At 72.6% G+C, this 20,682-nt stretch carries 18 protein-coding genes; 11 read left to right on the plus strand and 7 right to left on the minus strand.

All coding sequences use genetic code 11. The features are described 5' to 3' along the window. Positions 1-384 precede the first annotated feature (384 nt). The 4 genes from BIV25_RS31405 to BIV25_RS31420 are packed head-to-tail and all read left to right on the plus strand — an operon-like array spanning position 385 to position 6,781. Positions 385-1,206 carry a glycosyltransferase family 2 protein gene (locus BIV25_RS31405; RefSeq protein ID WP_071375857.1) on the plus strand — a complete coding sequence of 274 codons (822 nt, stop codon included), beginning with the start codon at positions 385-387 and terminating at the stop codon, positions 1,204-1,206. Further along, a complete protein-coding gene (locus BIV25_RS31410) occupies positions 1,203-2,297 on the plus strand; it encodes a glycosyltransferase family 2 protein (RefSeq protein WP_079176994.1) in 1,095 nt (364 codons plus the stop codon). The genes BIV25_RS31405 and BIV25_RS31410 overlap by 4 nt, the downstream gene beginning before the upstream one ends. After that, on the plus strand, positions 2,290-3,090 hold the full coding sequence (locus tag BIV25_RS31415; protein WP_071375858.1) for a polysaccharide deacetylase family protein: 801 nt from the start codon (positions 2,290-2,292) through the stop codon (positions 3,088-3,090). Before BIV25_RS31410 ends, BIV25_RS31415 begins: the two co-directional genes overlap by 8 nt. After that, positions 3,083-6,781, plus strand: a complete 3,699-nt coding sequence (locus tag BIV25_RS31420; protein WP_071375859.1) for a lipopolysaccharide biosynthesis protein — start codon at positions 3,083-3,085, stop codon at positions 6,779-6,781. Before BIV25_RS31415 ends, BIV25_RS31420 begins: the two co-directional genes overlap by 8 nt. 15 nt (positions 6,782-6,796) lie before the next feature. On the opposite strand, the gene BIV25_RS31425 is transcribed toward BIV25_RS31420, so the two are convergent. Beyond that, positions 6,797-8,215 (minus strand): xylan 1,4-beta-xylosidase, encoded by a 1,419-nt coding sequence (locus BIV25_RS31425; protein ID WP_071375860.1) that lies wholly within the window; start codon positions 8,213-8,215, stop codon positions 6,797-6,799. A 132-nt stretch (positions 8,216-8,347) separates the two neighbouring features. Here BIV25_RS31425 and BIV25_RS31430 point away from each other — a divergent pair, with 132 nt between their 5' ends. Beyond that, complete coding sequence (locus BIV25_RS31430; RefSeq protein ID WP_071375861.1) at positions 8,348-9,442, plus strand: DUF5925 domain-containing protein; 1,095 nt, start codon at positions 8,348-8,350, stop codon at positions 9,440-9,442. A gap of 15 nt (positions 9,443-9,457) precedes the next feature. After that, the gene (locus BIV25_RS31435; protein ID WP_071375862.1) at positions 9,458-10,228 is read left to right on the plus strand and encodes a DUF72 domain-containing protein; all 771 of its coding nucleotides are present in this window, start codon (positions 9,458-9,460) and stop codon (positions 10,226-10,228) included. Positions 10,229-10,279: 51 nt separating this feature from the next. Here the strand turns inward: BIV25_RS31435 and BIV25_RS31440 are convergent, their stop codons facing one another. After that, positions 10,280-10,648, minus strand: a complete 369-nt coding sequence (locus BIV25_RS31440) for a GntR family transcriptional regulator (RefSeq protein ID WP_071375863.1) — start codon at positions 10,646-10,648, stop codon at positions 10,280-10,282. Between the two features lie 84 nt (positions 10,649-10,732). Here BIV25_RS31440 and BIV25_RS31445 point away from each other — a divergent pair, with 84 nt between their 5' ends. Both BIV25_RS31445 and BIV25_RS31450 read left to right on the plus strand, forming a co-directional pair. Next, positions 10,733-11,662 (plus strand): GNAT family N-acetyltransferase, encoded by a 930-nt coding sequence (locus BIV25_RS31445; protein WP_071375864.1) that lies wholly within the window; start codon positions 10,733-10,735, stop codon positions 11,660-11,662. Continuing rightward, the gene (locus tag BIV25_RS31450) at positions 11,643-12,143 is read left to right on the plus strand and encodes a DUF402 domain-containing protein (RefSeq protein WP_071375865.1); all 501 of its coding nucleotides are present in this window, start codon (positions 11,643-11,645) and stop codon (positions 12,141-12,143) included. Before BIV25_RS31445 ends, BIV25_RS31450 begins: the two co-directional genes overlap by 20 nt. A 17-nt stretch (positions 12,144-12,160) precedes the next feature. On the opposite strand, the gene BIV25_RS31455 is transcribed toward BIV25_RS31450, so the two are convergent. Next, a complete protein-coding gene (locus tag BIV25_RS31455) occupies positions 12,161-12,763 on the minus strand; it encodes a bifunctional 2-polyprenyl-6-hydroxyphenol methylase/3-demethylubiquinol 3-O-methyltransferase UbiG (RefSeq protein WP_107486419.1) in 603 nt (200 codons plus the stop codon). Positions 12,764-12,874: 111 nt separating this feature from the next. Here BIV25_RS31455 and BIV25_RS53380 point away from each other — a divergent pair, with 111 nt between their 5' ends. Next, a complete protein-coding gene (locus BIV25_RS53380) occupies positions 12,875-13,009 on the plus strand; it encodes a hypothetical protein (RefSeq protein ID WP_107486421.1) in 135 nt (44 codons plus the stop codon). A gap of 239 nt (positions 13,010-13,248) precedes the next feature. After that, the gene (locus BIV25_RS31460; RefSeq protein ID WP_071375866.1) at positions 13,249-14,190 is read left to right on the plus strand and encodes a lytic polysaccharide monooxygenase; all 942 of its coding nucleotides are present in this window, start codon (positions 13,249-13,251) and stop codon (positions 14,188-14,190) included. Between the two features lie 50 nt (positions 14,191-14,240). Here the strand turns inward: BIV25_RS31460 and BIV25_RS31465 are convergent, their stop codons facing one another. Together BIV25_RS31465 and BIV25_RS31470 are read right to left on the minus strand one after the other, a co-directional pair. Beyond that, positions 14,241-15,104, minus strand: a complete 864-nt coding sequence (locus tag BIV25_RS31465) for a triacylglycerol lipase (protein WP_071375867.1) — start codon at positions 15,102-15,104, stop codon at positions 14,241-14,243. Between the two features lie 169 nt (positions 15,105-15,273). Then, positions 15,274-15,720, minus strand: coding sequence for a MarR family winged helix-turn-helix transcriptional regulator (locus tag BIV25_RS31470; protein WP_071375868.1), 447 nt, complete (start codon positions 15,718-15,720; stop codon positions 15,274-15,276). 93 nt (positions 15,721-15,813) lie between these two features. Here BIV25_RS31470 and BIV25_RS31475 point away from each other — a divergent pair, with 93 nt between their 5' ends. Then, positions 15,814-16,188 (plus strand): cupin domain-containing protein, encoded by a 375-nt coding sequence (locus BIV25_RS31475; protein ID WP_071375869.1) that lies wholly within the window; start codon positions 15,814-15,816, stop codon positions 16,186-16,188. A 17-nt stretch (positions 16,189-16,205) separates the two neighbouring features. On the opposite strand, the gene BIV25_RS31480 is transcribed toward BIV25_RS31475, so the two are convergent. Further along, on the minus strand, positions 16,206-17,180 hold the full coding sequence (locus tag BIV25_RS31480; RefSeq protein ID WP_071375870.1) for a hypothetical protein: 975 nt from the start codon (positions 17,178-17,180) through the stop codon (positions 16,206-16,208). After that, positions 17,177-20,644, minus strand: coding sequence for a DNA polymerase III subunit alpha (locus BIV25_RS31485; RefSeq protein WP_071375922.1), 3,468 nt, complete (start codon positions 20,642-20,644; stop codon positions 17,177-17,179). Before BIV25_RS31485 ends, BIV25_RS31480 begins: the two co-directional genes overlap by 4 nt. Positions 20,645-20,682 lie beyond the last annotated feature (38 nt).

Here is a 20,682-nt window from a genome sequence, read left to right on the forward strand (position 1 = left end):
TCCGGCCAAAGTTATGCAACGGCCAAACCAACAAAAACGTGAGACTGATATCCAGGTCTTGCCATTCTGGTTCAATCGTCAATACCGTCATACGTCTCACCCGCATCGGTCCGTCAGCACGCGGTTCAGGGGAGGGCTCAGGGCCGTGACGTTCCGGCGCGGGGCGCGGTAGGGGGGTGCCGTGCTCGGTGACCACAGTTGTGACCGAGTCGTGCCGCGCGACCGGCTGCCGTATTTCCCGGGCAGACCGGCCAGTTCTGCCAGCTCGTCCACGTGCACGGAGATCGATTCGCCGTGCCGAAGATGAGTAACCCCCCTTTCGAACCGGACAGACAACCGGGCCGCCCGGGGGTGGGCGGTCCACCGGACGAGAGGGAAAAACCCATGAGTTCCGTTCTGCGACCGCCGGCTTCGGGGCAAGATCCGCTGATTGCCGCGAACTACCGGCCCATCTCCTCTCATCTCGCGATCACTCCGCCGGTGAGCGTGGTGATTCCCGCGATGAACGAGGCGGAGAATCTGCCCTACGTCTTCAAGACCCTTCCGGACTGGATTCACGAAGTCGTACTGGTGGACGGCAATTCCACCGACGACACGGTCGAGGTGGCCCGGTCCCTGTGGCCCGGCGTCAGGGTCGTCGAACAGAGTGGCAAGGGCAAAGGGGATGCCCTGATCACCGGGTTCGAGGCCTGCCGCGGCGACATCATCGTGATGGTCGACGCCGACGGCTCGGCAGACGGCGGCGAGATCGTGTCGTACGTCTCCGCGCTCGTCTCCGGAGCCGACTTCGCCAAGGGCTCCCGCTTCGCCAACGGCGGCGGCACCGACGACATGACCTTCATCCGCAAGCTCGGCAACCGTGCGCTGTGCGCCGTGGTCAACCGCAAGTTCGGGGCGCGCTACACCGATCTGTGCTACGGCTACAACGCCTTCTGGCGGCACTGCCTCGACAAGATCGATCTCGACTGCACCGGCTTCGAGGTCGAGACGTTGATGAACATCAGAGTGGTCAAGGCGGGGCTCAAGGTCCAGGAGATACCGAGCCACGAGTACCTCCGCATCCACGGCACCAGCAATCTGCGTGCCGTACGCGACGGGTTCCGGGTGCTCCAGGTCATCCTCAAGGAGCGCTCCAACCGGCGTGAGCTGCGCCGCCAGGAGCGCCACTCGCCGATGCTCGACGCGGTGCGGGGAGAGGTGTCTTGAGAGATCCCGGCATCTCCGTCGTGATCTGCGTGTACACCGAGGACCGCTGGGAGGACATCCTCGCGGCGGTCTCCTCGGTGCGCGCGCAGTCGTATCCGGCGCTGGAGACGCTCCTGGTCGTGGACCACAACCCGGCCCTGAAGGACCGGCTGGAGCGCGAGTACAAGGAGGAGTGCGCGGCGACCGGGGGCCTCCGCGTGCTGGCCAACACGGGCCCGCGCGGCCTGTCGGCCGGCCGCAACACCGGCATCGCGGCCTCCCGCGGCGACGTGATCGCCTTCCTCGACGACGACGCCGTGGCCGAGCGGGACTGGCTGCGCCACTTCGCCGCCGGATACGCCGACCCGCGCGTCATGGCGGTCGGCGGCCGTACGGTGCCGATCTGGGCGTCGGGCCGGCGCCCGGACTGGTTCCCGGAGGAGTTCGACTGGGTGGTGGGCTGCACCTACAAGGGCCTGCCGCCGGGCCGGGTGCGGGTCCGCAACGTGCTCGGCGGGAACGCCTCGTTCCGGCGCACGGCCTTCGACGCGGCGGGCGGCTTCGCCACCGGCATCGGCCGCGACGGCGACCGCCGCCCGCTCGGCTGCGAGGAGACGGAGCTGTGCATCCGCCTCACCCGCGCCCGCCCCGACGCCGTCCTGCTCATCGACGACCGGGCGGTCATCCACCACCGGGTGCCCGCGCCCCGCGAGCACTTCGCCTACTTCCGCACCCGCGCCTACGCCGAGGGCCTCTCCAAGGCGCTGGTCGCCCGCAGCGTCGGCGCGGACAAGGGGCTGGAGTCCGAACGCCGGTACACCACCCGGGTGTTGCCCGCCGGAGTCGCCCGCGGCCTGCGCGACGCCCTGCTGGCCCGCCCGGGCGGCGCGGCCCGCGCGGCCGCCATCCTCACGGGCGTGCTCACCGCCGCCGGCGGCTACGCGGTGGGCAGCGTACGGGCGCGGCAGGGCGGTACGACGTTCTCGTCGGCACCGGTCCCGGCGGCGCCGCCCCAGCAGACGCCGTCCAGCCCTGGGGGCGCCCGGATGCGCGCCGTTTCCGCAGAGGGTGCCCGGACGCGTGACGCTTCCGCAGGGGGTACCGATGGATGACCTGCCCGTGCCCATCCTCATGTACCACTCCGTCGCCGCCGCGCCCAACGACGCCACCCGCGCCCTGTCGGTCGCGCCGGAGGCGTTCGCGGAGCAGATGGCGCTCATCGGTGATCTGGGCCTGGCCCCGCTGACCACCGCCGGCCTCGCGGAGCGCTGGCGCACCGGCCGTCCGCTGCCCGCCCGGCCGGTGCTGATCACCTTCGACGACGGATACGAGGGCGTGCACCGGCACGCCCTGCCCGTGCTCGCCAGGCACGGCTTCCGGGCCACGCTGTTCGTCTCCACCGGCTGGCTCCGGGGCACGTACGACACCGGAGGCGGCCTGGACACCATGCTCGACTGGTCCCAGGTGCGCGAACTGGCCGCCGCCGGCGTCGAGATCGGCGGCCACAGCCACACCCACCCGCAGCTCGACCAGCTCGGCGACGACGAGCTGCGCGCCGAGCTGGACCGCTGCACCGAGATCGTCGACGGCGAACTCGGCGCCCGCCCACTGTCGTTCGCCTACCCGTACGGCTACTCCAGCCGCCGGGTCCGCCGGGCGGTGCGCGCGAGCGGGTACGCCCAGGCCCTCGCCGTCGGCAACGCGCTCGCCCGCCGCCGCCAGGGCCCGTACGCACTCGAACGCGTCACGGTCCGGCGCGCCACCGGCGTCGAGGAGTTCGAGCGGCTGCTCCAGGGCCGTGCGATCGCCCGCACCTTCGCCACGGACCGCGCCCTCACCAAGGGGTACGCCCTCGTCCGCAGAGCCCGCCAGGTCCGCCGGAAGGCCATCCGTTCCCGTGTCTGACACGACGACCACCACCGAGGCCACGACCGGCGCCGACGAGGCGCCGGAGACGGGCCGGTCCCCGCACGGCGGCAGTCCGCTGTTCCGCAACGCCTACGCGCTGATGCTCAACACCGGCATCAGCGCCGTCCTCGGGCTGGGCTTCTGGCTGGCCGCGGCGCGCTACTACTCCGAGTCGGCGGTCGGGCAGGGCTCGGCCGCCATCGCCGCGATGAAGTTCCTCGCCGGACTGACCGCGGTCACCCTGACCGGTGCCCTCGCCCGCTTCATCCCGGTGGCCGGGAAGCGCACCGGCACGCTCATCTTCCGTACCTACGCCGGCAGTTCGCTGGTGGTGGCGGTCGCGGCCGGCGCCTTCCTGCTGACCCTGGACTCCTGGGGGCCGTCGTACGGGTTCCTGCACGGCACGCTCCACGGGCTCGGTTTCATCGTGGCCGTCGTCGCCTGGAACCTGCTCACGCTCCAGGACGGTGTGCTGACCGGGCTGCGCAGCGCGACCTGGGTGCCGGTGGGCAACACCGTGTTCTCGACCGTGAAGCTGGCCCTGCTCGCCGCGTTCGCCGTCGCCGTACCCGCCACCGGTGTCTTCGTCTCCTGGGTGGCCGCGATCGCCACCTCGGTCGTGCCGCTGGGCTGGCTGGTGTTCCGACGGCTGGTGCCCCGGCACGTCAGGGCGACCGAGGGCCACACCCAACCGCCGACGCTGCGGCAGGTCGGCCGGTTCCTGGCCGGGGACTACACCGGCTCGCTGTTCTCGCTCGCGGTGATCTACCTCGTCCCGGTGATCGTCGCCTCACAGGTCAGCTCCGCGCAGAACGCGTACTTCTACATCGCCACCACCATCGGCGGCACGACCGACCTCCTCGCCATCAACATGGGCGCCTCCCTCACCGTCGAGGGCTCGCACGACCCGGACCGGCTGGCCGCCCACACCCGTGCGGCGCTGCGGCGGATGGCCCGGATCATGCTGCCGATCGCCGCGGTGCTGATCGTCGGCGCGCCCTGGATCCTCGGCGTGTTCGGCGCGGGCTACGCGGACGCCGGGACCCCGCTGCTGCGCTGGCTCGCGCTCGGCTCGGTGCTGCGGGTCGTGATCGAGACGTACTTCGCGGTGCTGCGCGCGCGCAGCCGTACCGGCGGACTCGCCCTGTTCCAGGGCCTGTTGTGCGCTCTGGTGCTGGGGGCGACCCTGCTGCTCCTGCCCCGGATGGGACTGACCGGCGCGGGTGTCGCCGAGGCCGGCAGTCTCGCGGTGGTCGCCGCGCTCGCCGCCCCGCGGCTGTGGCGGACGATCCGGAGCGCCCCCGACCCCGCGGCCGACGCGGCCGCACCCGACGGGGACCTCGCCGACCTGGGCCCGCGCGAGGTCCCGGCCGCCGGTGTCACGGCGCGCCGGCCCGGTCCGGCCTGGGCGCTGGACTCGGACACCCTCGCCCTCGGCATCCATGTCGACTTCGACCACGCCGAGCGCCGCCCGGACGTCCGTCCGGGTCCCGGCACCCCGCCCACCGGCACACCGCTGCCGCGGGAGGCGGAGGCGGCGGAGGTCGACGCGCCGTTCACGACGGGGGAACTGGACGCGTCCCTCGCTGCCGAACCTGCCGTACCGGAAAAGGAAGAGGAAAACGAAGAGGAAGAGGAAGGAGCCCACGGGGCCCGCTCGGCGCACGTGCCCCGCGCGCAACGGCTGTTGCCCACCCGCTCCGGAGTCGTCCTCGGCTGTCTGCTGATCGCCGCCCTGCTGCTCTACTGGGTGCCCGCGCTGCGGCTCGGCGAGGCCGACCTGGACCGGATGGGCGGGCTCGGGCTGGTCTCGGTGCTGCCGCTGCCGACGCTGGCCGGGGCCGGGCTGCTGGTCACGGTGTTCGCCGCGCTGCTGTGGCTGCGCCGCGAGCACCGGGCACTGCTGCTGCTCACCCTGCTGGCGACGGTCGTGTCATTGCACGCGCTGCCCGCCGTGATCGAGACCGAGCCACGCTTCCCCACGGCGTGGCAGCACCTCGGTTTCCTCGACTACATCGACCGCACCGGCTCCGCCGTGCCCGACCTGGACGCCCGCTGGAGCTGGCCCGGGTTCTTCGCGGTCGCCGCGTTCGTCGGCCGGGCCTGCGGGGTCACGGACTTCACCGAGGTCATCCGCTGGTGGCCGACGGCCATCCAACTCGCCTACCTGGCCCCGATGTTCCTGCTCACCCGGTCGATGCGGGCGAGCTGGCGGGCGAAGTGGACCGGCGTGTGGCTGTTCGTGCTGTGCGGCTGGGTCGGCCAGGACTACTTCTCCCCGCAGGGCTTCACCTATCTGCTGTACCTGATGTTCGTGGCGATCCTGCTGGTCTGGTTCCGGTCGCCACGCGTGATCTGGACGAGGCTGCGCCCCGGCGAGGCCGAGCCGGCACCGGCCGACCGGCGCGGGCGGGCGGTCCTGCTGCTGGTGCTGATCGGCCTGTACGCGGCGAGCGTGCCCGCGCACCAGCTCACCCCGTTCGTCATGCTCGGTGTGCTCGCGGCCCTGGTCCTGCTCGGCCGGTCCGAACTACGCGGCCTGCCCCTGCTGTTCGGGGTGCTGGCCGCGGTATGGCTCGGCTTCATGGCCGAACCGTACTGGTCGGGTCACTTCAACGATCTGTTCGGCGGGGTCGGCGGCGTCGGCAGCAATGTGTCGACCTCCGTCTCCGGCCGTATCCAGGGCGGCAGTTCGGCCCACAAGCTGGTGCTGTACGTCCGCGTCCTGCTGGCCGGCTCGGTGCTGGCGTTCGCCTGCTGGGGCTGGTGGCGCCGCCGCTTCCACCGCTACCGTGAGCGCTCCCTGCTGATCCTCACCTTCGTGCCGTTCCTCGGCTTCGGCATGCAGTCGTACGGCGGCGAGATGGCGCTGCGCGTCTTCATGTTCGCGGTCCCGGGCGCAGCCCTGCTCGGCGCGCTCGCCCTCTTCCCACGCTCCGGCGCCACCGCGAAGGACCGGGTGAGTCTCGCCCCGCTGGCCGCGCTGCTCGCCGGGCTGCTGCTGATGGGCGGCTTCCTGGTGGCGCGCTGGGGCAACGAGACGTTCGAGCGGACCCGGCCCGGCGAGGTCGCGGCGATGAACTGGGTGTACGCCCACGACAGGCCGACGGTACGCCTGCTGTGGCTGACGCAGGACACGGTCAACGACGTGACCCCGGCGCTGCCGTGGGGCGCGAAGGACATGGAGCGCGTGGACTACGTGCCCACGCCGGCCCCGACCGATCCGGTGCTGGTGTCGGGCCTGGTCAAGTCGTTGAAGGACGCGGGCCCGAACTCGTATCTGATGATCAACCGCAGTCAGGTCACCTATCTCCAGCTGGACGCGGGCTATCCCACGACCTGGGAGCGGCGGCTGGTCGAGAACCTGGACGACCGGCAGGACCTGACCAGGGCCTACGTCAACGACGACGTCACCGTGTACGCGATGCGGCAGCGGCCGGCGGGCGCGGTGCCGAAGCCGGACCCGGGGCCGGTCGGGCCGATCGTGACCTGGACCCCCTGGTCGGTGGTCGGCGCGCTGGCCGCCGTCGTACTGATCCTGCTGCTGGCCGCACGCGAGGTCGCACGCGTCGCGATGCGTCCGGGCGTACGGCAACTGCGCTTGCTCCAGGGCTTGTTCTGGTTCTCGCTGCCGCTGCTGGCGGTGGTGCTGGCCTCGCTGGTGCAGCGGTTCCTGACCATGAAGTGAGGGTGGCCCGGCCGCTCAGCGGTCGAGCCACTTCACCTCGTACGGCCCCATGTCGAACCGTTTGCCGTCGATCTGTGCGCTGATCGTGCGGTTCTGCGTGTTGACCACGAGGACGGTCCTGTCGCTCGCCAGGACGCGGACGTTCGGCACGTCGTCCGCGGCGACCGGCACGTTCGTGTACCGCGTGCCCGGCGGGAACGCCTTCGCGAACCGGGACACCAGGTCGTACATGGGCAGTTCCCGGCCGCCGCCGGCGCTGTCGGTCGGTGTCCACAGACAGCCGGCGCATCCGCTGCCGGACCTGTCCTCCGGGTTCCAGTAGAAGCCGGAGTCGGCGCCGCCCTTCACCAGGGCGATCATGCCGGTGGCCTGCGCGGCGACACGCCGGGGTTCGCTCCAGCCGGTGCGGTCGCCGTTGCCGTCGGCGGGCTCGACGTAGTACTCGGCCCACCACAGCGGCAGGTCGTGCGTCTGCCGCCGGATCCACTCGCCGACCGCGGTGAACTTGTCGGCGGCCGCGAACTCGTCCGGCAGCAGGTCGTCGTCGCGGGTGTAGCTGGAGCCGTCGACCACGGTGAAGTCGGCGCCCGCCTTGTGGGCGTTCCAGTAGGAGAAGGCGTCCAGCACCCGCTGGTCCATGGCGCCCCACGGGCCCTTCACCGCGGCGGAGGCGTGCTGGTCGCGCGGGTCGACGCTGTCCATGTCCAGGTACGGCCCGCCGACCATGATGTCCTTGCCGACCTTCTTCAGTGCCGTGTACACGAGGTTGTAGAGCTTGGTGTAACCCTCGTAGTCCCAGCGGGACCTGGCGTCGTTCCAGAAGCCCTTGAACTCGTTCCAGACGATGAAGTGCCTGACGTCCGGGTAGCGCCGGGCGACGGTCGCGGCGAGGTCGGCGTAGTCCTGGTAGTGGTCGGGGGTGGGGGCGGTCTCCAGGGCGGACTGGCTCCAGTTCGTGTTGCCGACCCCGGCCCGCCCGCCCTTCATCCAGTCCGGGGCGCAGCACAGGGTGATCACCGGGGTGCCGCCGGAGGCCCGCATGAAGTCGATACGGCGGTCCAGGGCGCCGAAGTCGTAGTGTCCCTGGACCGGTTCGGGGTTGTCCGCGCCCCAGCCCATGATGGCCTGGTTCTGCGCCAGCCCACGGCTCTGCGTGAGCAGTTGCTCCACACGCGTGGTGGCCGCGCCGGCACCCTGGTCGGCGCTGTACTGGGTGTGCGTGAAGCCCCAGCCGACGTACGGCTCCGGTGCCGCGCCCGGCCGGGCCGGAGTGCCGTGGACCGTGGCGCCGTCGCGGGTGGTGCCGGTGGTGCCGGGACCGCCGGACAGCGTGCTGACGAGGGTCACCACCAGGGCCAGCGCGACCACGCCGACGCCGAGCAGGGCGGTGAGCCGCCACCGCCGAGTATCCGAATCCCACCCATGACGTCCCATCAAGGACAACAGTAACGGCGGAGGGCATCCGTCCGGCGGGAGTTCGCGACACCGGGAACGGCTCTTCGGAACACCCGGCACAAGGGGAGGAAATGCCGTGCGCGGAGGTCATCGGTGTCGGATCATGGCGGCATGTCTGCGAACCCACACGACGCTCTGCCGATCCGGCTCCACGTCGACGACTCCGACTCGCCGTCCGACGTCGTCGACGCGCTGTTCCTCGGCCGCTTCGCGACGGGCGAGCAGCCGTACTCGCACTCCGTGAACATCGACCGCGTCCGCTCCGGCGCGACCCTGCTGCCCGAGGGCGCCCGTGTGCTGCGCGCCGCCCGCGACGACGACCGCAGCGCCACGCTCGCCGAGGGCGACGGCTGGACCCTGCTGGTCTCGCGCTGGAACCGCGGCGCGGACGTCACCGTCACCGCGACCAGCGCGGACCTCGCCGAGCGGGTCCTCGACCAGGCCACGGACGGCGCGGCCGACGAGCCCGAGCCGCAGCCCGAGAACGTGACGATGGGTTTCTGGTACGTCTCGCCGCGGCGCGGCCCGCACCGCACCACCCGGCAGATCTCCGCCGGCACCTGGGACGAGATCCGGCCCAACTACACGGCCCCGGTGGCGGACGCGATGGACCGGCTGATGAAGACGACCCCCGAGGACATCGCCGGCCGCCTCCTGCTGCTGCACGGCCCGCCCGGCACCGGCAAGACCTCCGCGCTGCGTACGCTCGCCCGCTCCTGGCGGGACTGGTGCCAGGTGGACTGCGTCCTGGACCCCGAGCGCCTCTTCTCCGACGTCGGCTATCTGATGGACATCGCGATCGGCGAGGAGGACAGCGCGGGCAAGGGCCGCTGGCGCCTGCTGCTCCTGGAGGACTGCGACGAGCTGATCCGCGGCGAGGCCAAGCACACGGCGGGCCAGGCCCTGTCCCGGCTGCTGAACCTGACCGACGGCCTCCTCGGCCAGGGCCGCAACGTCCTGGTCGGCGTCACCACCAACGAGGACCTGGAGCGGCTGCACCCGGCGGTGGTCCGCCCCGGCCGCTGTCTGGCCCGTATCGAGGTGGGCCCGCTCAGCCGCCGGGAGGCGGTGAACTGGCTCGGCACCGAGGAGGGTGTCGGCCGCGAGGGCGCCACCCTGGCCGAGCTGTACGCGCTGCGCCGGGGCACGGCCCCGACCTCGGTGCCGGGGGCGCGGGACGGCGCGGACGCGGGGCTGTACCTGTAGTGCTTTGATGGTGGTGTGACCTTGTTCGTCGGCACCTCCGGCTGGCAGTACAAGGACTGGCGGGACCTGGTCTACCCGCCCGGGGTCCCGGCCCGGCTGTGGCTGGAGGAGTACACCCGGCTGTTCGCGACGGTGGAGCTCAACAACGCCTTCTACCGGCTGCCGACCCGGGAGAACTTCGAGAGCTGGCGCGAGCGCGTGCCGCCGGACTTCGTCGTCGCGGTCAAGGCGAGCCGCTATCTCACCCACATCAAGCGCCTGAAGGACCCCGCCGAGCCGGTCGAGCGGCTGATGACCCACGCGGCGGGCCTCGGCGACCGCCTGGGCCCGGTCCTCCTCCAGCTCCCGCCGACCCTGCGCGCGGACCCCGCCCTGCTGGACGCCTGTCTGGCCCGCTTCCCGTCCGGTACGCGGGTGGCGGTCGAGCCCCGCCACGCCTCCTGGTGGACGTCCGAGGTGCGCCAGGTCCTGTCGGCCCGGGGCGCGGCGCTGTGCTGGGCGGACGTGCAGGCCCACCCGACGAGCCCGCTGTGGCGCACCGCCGACTGGGGCTACGTCCGCTTCCACGAGGGCCGTGCCCGTCCCTGGCCCCGCTACGGCCGCCGCTGCCTGGAGACCTGGGTGGACCGCGTCGCGACGACCTGGTCCGACGCGCGTGACGTGTACGCCTACTTCAACAACGACCCCGGCGGAGCTGCCGTGGCGGACGCGGTGACGTTCGGGAGGACGGCGCGGCGGGCGGGTCTGACGGTGACGCGCGTACCGGAGCCGGCTCAGGCCCGCTGAAGCCGTCCCGCCGCCCCGGGGCTCCCCGCCCTTCCGTCACGTCACTTCCCGTCACTTGCCGTAACCAGCCCGCAGTGCGTCCCGTACGGCGGCCAGCGCCTCCGACTCGCCCAGCCCCAGCCTGCGGACGTGCTCGACATACGTCTGCGCCGCGGCGGCGGCCCCCCGCTCCGCGGCCGAGCCGGCGGCCGCCACGAAGGTGCCGTTGCGCCCCCGGGTCTCGATCACCCCGTCGGTCTCCAGCGCCCGGTACGCCTTGGCCACGGTGTTCACGGCGAGCCCCAGCGACTCGGCCAGCCCCCGTACGGTCGGCAGCCGGTACCCCACCGGCAGCGCCCCGGACCGCGCCTGCTCGGAAATCTGCGCCCGCACCTGCTCGTACGGGGGCGCGCTGTCATCGATGCGGATCTTCAGGCTCACGACCCGATTGTCCCGCACCCGCCGGAGAACTCCCGCCGGAAAATGAGAGGCGTCCCGGCAGGTCTGTCCGTACGGTCGCCTGTCATGACTGTGACCGTGCGCGACCTGCGCCCTGGTGACCCGGCCGACGTCGAGGGCTTCGCCCGGGTACGGCATCAGGCCCTCCCTTACATGCTCTGGACCTCCGCGTCCGTCCTGCACACGCTCACCCGCACCCCTCCCGAGGCCTGGTCCCGGTCCCTCGTGGCGGAGGAGGACGGCGAGGTGATCGGTACCGCCCAGGTGATGCTGGCGCACGACAGCCCCGAACCCGGCCAGGGGATGCTCAACGTCTACGTCCACCCGGAGCGGACCGGGCGCGGCGCGGGCGGTCTGCTGGTCCGTGCCGCCGAGGAGCATCTGGCGGCGCACGGGGCGACGAAGCTGTTCGCGTGGGTGCTGGACGAGCCGGCCAACCGCGCCTTCGCCGAGAAGCGCGGCTACCGTGCCAGCCGCCGCGCCCACTTCCTCCGGCTGGACCTGGCCCACGCGGCGCTGCCGCCCCTGCCCGCTCCCCCGCCGGGCGTCGAACTGCGCACGGCCGCGGACTTCGCGGACGACCCGCGCCCGCTGTTCCGGCTGGACGCGGAGACGATGTCCGACGAACCGGGCGACATCGACGTCGAGTTCACCGACTACGCGGCCTGGCTCACGCAGACCTGGGAGCATCCGCTGCTCGACCGCGAGCTGACGACGGTCGTGGTGGCCGAGGGCCGCCCGGTCGCCTTCAGCGTGGCGTACACCGACGGGGGCACCCGCTATGTCACCGCGATGACGGGTACCGCGTGCGCCTTCCGCCGGCGCGGCCTGGCCAAGCTCGCCAAGGTCGACTCGCTGCACCGCGCCCGCGCCGCCGGCCTGACCGGCGCGCTGACGGGCAACGACACCGGCAACGCCCCGATGCTCGCGATCAACAGGTCGCTGGGGTACGAGATCTGCGCGACGGAGGTCCGCCATGTCCGCGAACTCGTCTGAACCGACAGCCGGTCTGACGGTCGTGCTGGTCAAGGGCGGCCGTACGAAGATCCGTTACCCCGCCGAGCTGCTCCACGACGACGGCACGCGCATCGCCGTACGGGCGCCGTGGGCGGGTGCCGGGGTCCGGGACTTCGGCTTCGTGCGCTTCGAGCCGGGCGATGTCTTCACCGAGTACTTCTGGCGGGACCGCTGGTACGCGGTCAAGGAGGTCCGGGCCGGGGACGGCACGGTGAAGGGCTGGTACTGCGACATCACCCGCCCGGCGGTGCGCACCGGTGCCGAGCTGGTCGTGGAGGACCTCGACCTGGACCTGTGGCGCTCCGCCGACGGCGGCGACGTACGACGGCTGGACGAGGACGAGTTCGCCGCGAGCGGGCTGACGGAGGCGGATCCCGGGGCCGCGTCCGCCGCCGTGGCGGCCCTGGACACGCTGGAGGCGCTGGCCCGCGCCGACGGCTTCGCCGGCCTGCTGGCCTGACGCACGCCCGGCCCGGCTCACACGGTCGCCACCACCGCGTACCGCTCGTCCTCGACGGCTCTGCCCCACAGCAGCGGGTCGCCGGACAGTCGCTCCACACGTACGTCCGCGCTCAGCGGGGCGAGCAGCGCGGTGAGGCGCCCGGCGGGGATGCCGACGGGGTGCACGGTCCCCCAGACCCCTTCGACCAGCACGAAACGGCCTCCGGGGCGCAGCAGCTCGCGCCAGTGCCGCAGCACCCGGTCGGGCGCGGGCAGGGCCCACAGCACATGCCGTACGAGGACGACGTCGAAGCGCTGCCCGCCCACCGGCGGGGCCGCGGCATCCCCGCACAGGACCGCCGCGTCCCGCCCGGCGAGCTTGGCGCGGGCCCGCTCGACCATCGCCGGGGACGCGTCGACACCCGTGACCCGGTGTCCCCGCTCGGCGGCGAGGAGCGAGAGGCTCCCGGTGCCGCAGCCCAGGTCGAGGACGTCGGCGGGGCGCTCGGGCAGCCAGCCGCGCACTCTGGCCGCCCAGGCCGCGCGGACCCGGGGGTCGCGCAGGCCGTGGTCCGGTTCGTCGTCGAAGCCGGCGGCCCCGGCGTCCCAGTCGATCTCGTGCATGTCCACAGCGCCCATGCCCACAGAGTGACACCCGCCACTGACAATCCGGCTCCGATGAGGAACTCTCCCCACAAGCGTCTGCCTCCGTGGCATCACGGAACCGGGCAGGTGCCGAAGGAGGCAGCCATGCGCCGCGCAACCGTGCAGAAGCCCCTGAAGAAGACGGACAGCCGCCGTATCCGCGAAGAGGCGGAGGAACGCCCCGCGGGGCGTCCGGAGGTGCGCAAGGACATCGCCCGCACCTGGTGGCCGGACGGCTGACCGGACCGGCCGCGCGGTGTCAGCCCTGCGGCACCACCCCGATGCGCGGCGGGCCGGTTCTCGTCGTTCGTCATGGCGTGGACGCTGTCTGCCTCAGCGCAGTCTGAGCACTCCCTTAACGCCGCCATAAGGATCTCCCTCGACCGCCCCCAACAGGCGATTCTTCGGTTTCTTGGGGCTAGCTTCGGATCGCCCCCACGGGATCCAGCCCGCCCCGAGGACCGTTCGAGGAGTTCCCCATGCCCCCACGCCGCAAGGCCGCCGTCGTCGTCGCCCTCGGCAGCACCGCGCTGGCGCTCGCCGCCTCGCCCGCGACCGCGCACGGTTCGATGGGCGACCCGGTCAGCCGGGTCTCGCAGTGCTACGCCGAGGGGCCCGAGAGCCCGAGGTCGGCCGCGTGCAAGGCGGCCGTGGCGGTGGGCGGCACCCAGGCGCTGTACGACTGGAACGGCGTCCGGATCGGCGACGCGGCGGGCCGGCACCGGCAGTTGGTCCCGGACGGCAAGCTGTGCAGCGCGAACAACGAGGAGTTCAAGGGCCTCGACCTGGCCCGCGCCGACTGGCCGGCGACGCGCGTGCGCGACGGGTCGTACACCTTCACCTACCGGGTGACGGCCCCGCACAAGGGCACGTTCACGGTCTATCTCACCAAGCCCGGCTACGACCCCGCGAAGCCGCTGGCCTGGTCCGAGCTGGATCTGGCGCACCCGGTGGCGACGGCCACCGACCCGGTCGCCTCGGGCGGCTTCTACACGTTCTCCGGCACGCTTCCCGAGCGCTCGGGCAAGCAGCTGCTGTACGCGGTCTGGCAGCGCTCGGACAGCCCGGAGGCGTTCTACTCCTGCTCGGACGTCGACTTCGGCGGCGCCGCAGAGAGCACCACAGGCGGCACGAGCAGCACGGGCAGCACCCCTGCGCCGGTCGCCTCCGCCCCCACCGACCGGCAGGTCGCGGCCGGTGCCGACAGGTCGACGATGAGCCACCACGGCCACGGCGGCGACACGGCCGCCGCGTCCCGCACCGCCGACGCGCCCGAGGCCGCGGGCACTTCGCGGAATCTGGCGGAGACCGGCGCATCGACCGGCACCACCTGTCTGGCGCTCGGCGGCGCGGCGGCGCTGGCGCTCGGCTCGGCCGCGCTGTTCCTGTCGGTACGGCGCCGGGCGACGGGCCGCCGCTGAGGGTTCCGGGGCCCGTCCGGCGGCTCAGGTCGGACAGGCCCCGGTGCGCGTCAACTGAGGGCCGACGCGCAGGTGGTGGCGCTCGCGTGGGCCGGATCCAGCGCGTTCGCCACCTCGTGGAAGGCGATGCGGTCGAACAGGCCGATCGCGACGTGCTCGCTGAGGTCGAGCGGGCACAGGTCCTGGAGCAGGACGTTGTGCACGTCCGAGCCGCTCAGGTACTGGCTCTGCCAGGGCGTGGCCACCTCGTCGTACTTGGTCGCGATGACGGTGTAGTGCACTCCGGGGACGGTGTCGCCGCCCGCGTTGAGCTTGGTGAGGAAGTCCGAGCCGGGGATCTGGTCGGCGAGGCCGGGGGTGGTGGCCTTGATCAGGTCCGAGGCGCCGGGGAAGTACGGCAGCAGGTTGGTGAGGCCGCTGAGGCCGGCGCCGTGGTTGTCGGGGGCGAGGCCGACGAGGGCGTTCACCTTCGCGGCGCCGCCGAGGAACTTCAGGTAGTAGCGGGGCATCATGCCGCCCTGGGAGTGGCCGACGAGGTCGGCCTTGGCGGCGCCGGTCGCGGCCAGCACCTTGTCGACGAAGGCGGACAACTGCCCGGCCGACTGGTCGATGGGGCCGAGGCCGTAGAAGACGGGGACGCCGGTCAGTTGTCCGTAGTCGAGGGAGAAGACGCAGTATCCGCGGGCCTCCAGGTAGGGGGCGAGGGAGAGCCAGTTGTCGACCGAGTTGCCCAGGGTGCCGTGCACCAGGACGACCGGCCGGGGATGGTCGGCGGAGGGCTTGCAGCTGAAGTCGTTCCAGCCGGTGCTCGGGGCGGAGCCGGCCGCGTTCGCCGTGGCGGCCGGTACGACGGCGACGGCGGCGGTGAGCAGCAGTGCGGCGAGGGGTCTGAGGGCTCGCTTCCAGGGCAGCATCGGGTGATCTCCTTGCGGCTCAAGGGAGGTACGACGGCCTAACCCTGTGATCCGGATCACGAGGATGCTGTTCACTCATCAAGTTACGGACGAGTAGCGCACGTGTGAAGTTACGCGCCAGTAAAAAACTTCCGGCACCAGTGGAACTCAACCCGACCCTGACGCTCCGTCACCAGGCGGGCCTGACCGGCCCACCCGGCGCGACGCGCGCCAGCCGCTCCCCCAGCAGGCGCGCTTCGCCCTCACCCAGCACCTCGACCCACCGTCCGACGACCTCGCCCGCCGCCTCCTCCGCCGCCCGGGTGCACGCCCACCCCCGCCCGGTCAGCACGACCAACCGGGCCCGCGCGTCGCGCGGATGCGGCCGCCGCTCCGCGTACCCCTTGCGCACGATCTCGTCCACCAGCTGACTCGCGGCCTGCTTGGTCACCCCGAGATGGGCGGCGAGGTCGCCGACGGTGGCCCCGTCCGGGGCGAGCCGCGCGAAGGCGAAGCCGTGGGCGGGCCGCAGGTCGGTGAATCCGCGGGCCAGGACCCCGTCATGGATGCGTTGCGTGAGGTCGCCCGCGGCGGCGAGCAGCGCGGCGGACAGGGCCATGGCGTCGGAGTTCTGCACGGAGGCATTGAAACACCCTTGACGGATCGGTCAAGCAGCTTGACCATATAGTCAAGCTGCTTGACTACCTACCTCCGAACGGAGAGCACAGCCATGCCCATCGTCCGTTCCGCCCAGTCCGTGCCCCACGAGATCCACGGCGCCCGCTTCGTCTCGTACGCGACCCCGCTCACCGGAAGCAAGGAGCTGTGCGCCTGGCGCGGTGAGATTCCTCCGGGGACCAAGGCCCCGGCGCACACCGTCACCCGGGAGGAGATCTTCCATCTGCTCGTCGGGGACCTGCTGATCACCCTCGACGGCCGGACCGAGCGCATCGGCGCGGGTGACACCGTGATCGTCAACGCCGGGGCGACCCTCGCCGTGGAGAATCCGACCGACCACACCGCGCTCTCCTGGGTCACCACCTCCGTCGGCCTCGAAGCGGAGCTGGCCGACGGCACCCGTATCACTCCGCCCTGGGCCAACTGACGCCCGGCCGAACGGAGTCACGCCGCCAGCGAACCCGGGATCACCGCCCTGGGCCCGAACTTCGCCCGTGCGCGGTCCGCGACCTCCTCGATGCGGCGGACCTTCTCGTCCACGGGGTCGAAGGTGAGCTGGTAGGAGGCCTGGTCGGCGCAGGTCAGGCCCTCGGCGCGCAGGGCGATCGCGCGGACCCGGGCACGCTGGAGGCCGAGCGCCTCGTACATGCCGTAGGCCGTCCGCGTCAGGGCCGCCGAGTGGGCGGTGGGCTCCTTCAGGGTGCGGCTGCGGGTGGTCGAGGACCTGTCGGCGTAGCGCACGGTGAGGGTCAGGGTGCGGCAGACCTGCTCCAGCGCGCGCAGCCGGGCACCCAGTTCCTCGGCGGCCGACAGCAGCGCCCTGTGATGCCGGTCGGGGTCCAACTCATCGAGTGCGAAGGGCCGTTCGGCGACGAGCGACCGTGAGACGGCGTCCGGCACGACGCGCCCGCGATCGATGCCGCTCGCCCTCTCCCGCAGCTCCCGGCCCGCCCGCGCGCCGATCAGCCGCTGGAGCGTGGACAGCGGCGCGGCGGCGACCGTTCCCAGGGTGTCGAGGCCGTACTCGCACAGGGTGCGGGCGGTCGCCGCGCCGACGCCGGGCAGCGCGGACACCGGCAGCCCGGCGAGGAACTCCGCGACGGCGTCCGGGTCCTCCGGCACGGCACACGTCACCCCGGGCCGGGCGTCGCGCAGCGCCACGCGGGCCAGCATCGGCCCCGGCCCCGCGCCGATCGCGCAGTCGACGCCGTACCGCGCGAGGGCCCGCACCCGGATCACCGAGGCAAGTTCCACGGCATCGCGCCCGAAGTACCGCTGGGCGCCGCGCAGATCGGCCAGCGCCCCGTCCGGGGGCAGCGCCTCGACGACGGGGGTGAAGTCCTCCAGCAGTCCGAGCAGCCCCGGCAGGGCCGCCTCGTACATCGGCGGCAGCTGGAAACGTACGCAGAGGATGGTCATCCCGCACTCCCCGGACTCTGGTGCCACAACTTCCGCATCGCCGCGGGCCCTTGCGCGGCCTCCTGCCCGGCGGGGCGCAGGTCGGCCCACGGATGCATCTCGTATCCGGTGGGCAGGTGGATCCGCCGCCCGCCCGTGCCGCCGCCCGCACCGTCTCCGTCGCCACCCCCGGCTCCGTCGCCACCCCCGTCGCCGTCCCCGGTCACCGGCTCCGCGAGCCGCGCGGCCACCACGTCCAGCCCGCCCCCGGCACGCAGTTCGACCAGCTCGGCGAGGTTCCAGGCGGCGGAACCCACCACGCTCAGGCTGCGCGGCCCGCGCCGCTGCACCACTCCCCGGACCAGCAGCAGCCACGAATGGAAGACGGTGTGGGCGCAGGCGTCGTGCGAGTCGTCGAAGAACGCCAGGTCGACCAGCCCGGTGCCGTCGTCCAGCGTGGAGAAGATGACCCGCTTGCCGGACCGGATCGGCGGGGTCTGGGTGGCCGCCTTGGCGCCCGCGACCAGCACGGTCTCCCCGTGCCGCGCCGCACGCAGTCGGCGCGCGCAGACCACGCCCAGCTCTTCGAGGAACTCCCGGTGGTCGTCCATGAGATTGCGCGAGGCGTCCATGGACAGCACCCCGAGCTCGGCGCTGAGCCGCTCGGTGTCCGACAGGTCCGGCAGTCCGGCCGGGGCGGTCTTCCGGCCGCCACCCAAAGGCAGTTGACCGCCACCGCCGCTCCGCGCCCCCCGCTGCAGCTCGGTCAAGTGCAGTTGCAGATCACGCCGGTTGGCGCCGAACGCGTCCAGCGCCCCCACCTGGGCGAGCCGCCCGGCCAGCGGCCGGCTGGGCCGCCCCCGCTCCCAGAAGTCCACCAGGGAGGCATACGGCTGCCCGTCCTCGATCCTCTTCGCCTCCGCCTCGCTGATCCCGTGCACATCGCACAGGGCGAGCCGCAGCCCCCACACCCCTGATTCAGACATCAGTTCGATCCGATGGGCGACCCCGGACACGTTCACGTCCAACGGCAGGATCGGCACCCCCCGCCGCCGCGCGTCGGCCAGCAGCAGCCGCTTCGGGTACATCCCCGGGTCGTGCGTGAGCAGTCCGGCGTAGAAGGCCGCCGGGTGATGGGCCTTCAGCCAGGCCGACTGATACGTCGGCACGGCGAAAGCCACGGCATGCGCCTTGCAGAACCCGTACGACCCGAAGGCCGCCACGATCTCCCAGGTCCGCCGGATCGTCTCCAGGTCGTACCCGTTCGCCGCCGCACGCTGCGCGAACCACACCCGGATCCGCCCCTGCGACTCCGGGTCGGACAGCCCGCGCCGTACCCGGTCGGCCTCGCCCCGCCCGCACCCGGTCAGGATGGCGACGATGTCGATGATCTGCTCGTGGAAGACGACGACGCCGTACGTCCCCCGCAACGGCTCTTCCAGATCCGGATGCGGATACCGCACGGGCGCCCGCCCGTGCCGCGCCTCGATGAACGGCCGCACCATGTCGGCGGCGACGGGCCCGGGCCGGAACAGCGAGATGTCGACGACCAGGTCATGGAAGGTGCTCGGCTGCAGCCGCCCCACCAGGTCCCGCTGGCCCGGCGACTCGATCTGGAAGCACCCCAGCGTCTCGGCGGACCGGATCAGCTCGTACGTCGCCGCGTCCCCCGCCGGCACCGCGTCCAGGTCGACCCGCCGCCCGGTGGCCCGCTCCACCTCGGCCACGGCGTGCGCCATGGCCGACTGCATCCGCACCCCCAGCACATCGAGCTTGAGCAGCCCGAGATCCTCCACGTCCTCCTTGTCGAACTGCGACATCGGCAGCCCCTCGCCGCTGGTCGGCACCACCGGCGTACGGGCGAGCAGCGAGGCGTCGGACAGCAGCACCCCGCACGGATGCATGGCGACCCCGCGCGGCAGGGCGTCGAGCGCCTCGACCAGCTCCCAGAGCCGCCCGTACTTCTCCTTCTCCCCCGCCAGTTCCCGCAGTTCGGGCAGTTCCTCCAGAGCGGCCCGCGCGTCCCTGGCCCGGATGTGCGGGAAGGACTTGGCGACCCGGTCGATCTCCCCCGGATCCATCGACAGGGCGGCACCCACGTCCCGGACGGCGTGCCGGACCCGATAGGTCTCCGGCATCGCGACCGTCGCGACCCGCTCCTCGCCGAAACGCCCGATGATCGCGCGGTACACCTCCAGCCGCCGCGCCGACTCCACGTCGATGTCGATGTCGGGCAGCACGACGCGTTCCTTCGACAGGAAACGCTCCATCAGCAGCCCGTGCTCGACCGGGTCGGCGTGCGCGATGCCCAGAAGGTGGTTCACCAGCGACCCGGCGCCGGAACCACGGGCGGCGACCCGGATGCCCATCTCCCGCACGTCGTCCACGACATGGGCGACCGTCAGGAAGTAGGAAGCGAAACCGTGGTGGCCGATGATGTCCAGCTCGTCGTGCATCCGCTCCCAGTACGCGCGCCGCCCGCCGTAGCCGAGCCGCAGCATCCCTGCCACCGCCCGCGAGGCGAGGGCCCGCTGGGCGGTCCGCCGCCCGGCACCCACGAGGTGGGCCTCGGGGAAGTGGACGGTCCCGATCCCGAGGTCGTCCTCGGGATCGACCAGGCACTCGGCGGCCGTCGTCCGGGTCTGCTCCAGCAGCCGGTGGGCGGCGCCGCGCCGGTAGCCCGCGGCCTCCACGATCCGCTCGGCCGCCCGCAGCATGTCCCCCGCCCCCTTGAGCCAGGCCTCGCCGGAGTCCAGTTCCTTCGTCGGGTCGATCGGGACCAGCCGCCGGGCGGCGTCCAGCACGTCGGCGACCGGGCCCTGGCCGGGGTCGGCGTACCGGACCGCGTTGGTCAGCACCGGCCGCACCCCCTGCTCGGCGGCGAGGCCGACAGTACGGGCGGCGAGCCGCAGCGAGCCGGTCCCCGTCCCCGTACGCCCGTGCCAGACGGCCTCCAGCCGCAGCGCGTCCCCGTAGACCTCACGCCAGGCGGCGAGCAGCCCGGCCGCACGGTCCGGCCGCCCCGCGGCCAGCGCACGCCCCACGTCGGAGCCGGGCCCGAGCAGCACGGTCAGCCCGTCGCCGTGGTTGTCGGGCCAGGTCAGCCGAGGGGTGTCCGCGCTCTTGTGCGCGGCCGTGACGAGCCGGCACAGATCGGCCCACCCTCGGGCGCCGGCCCGGGCGAGATAGGTGACCCGGGGCATCGACTCGTCGACGAAGGCACCACCGCGGACCGGGGCGCGCCGCCTCTCGCCTCGCGGCGCCCGCGCCGGAGCCACCGCGAGATTCACTCCGAAGACCGGCCGCACGCCCGCCTCCGCGCAGGCCTTGGCGAAGCGCACGGCCCCCGCGACGGTGTCCCGGTCCGTCAGCGCGAGCACGTCCATGCCCCGCTCCGAGGCACGCCCGGCCAGCCGCTCCGGATGGGAGGCCCCGTACCTCAGGGAGAACCCGGAGACGGTGTGCAGATGCGCGAAGCCCGGCACACGCACCTCCCACACTCGAACATCAGTTCCCTATTTCC

This window comes from Streptomyces sp. MUSC 14 (assembly GCF_001866675.1).
Taxonomy (GTDB): domain Bacteria; phylum Actinomycetota; class Actinomycetes; order Streptomycetales; family Streptomycetaceae; genus Streptomyces.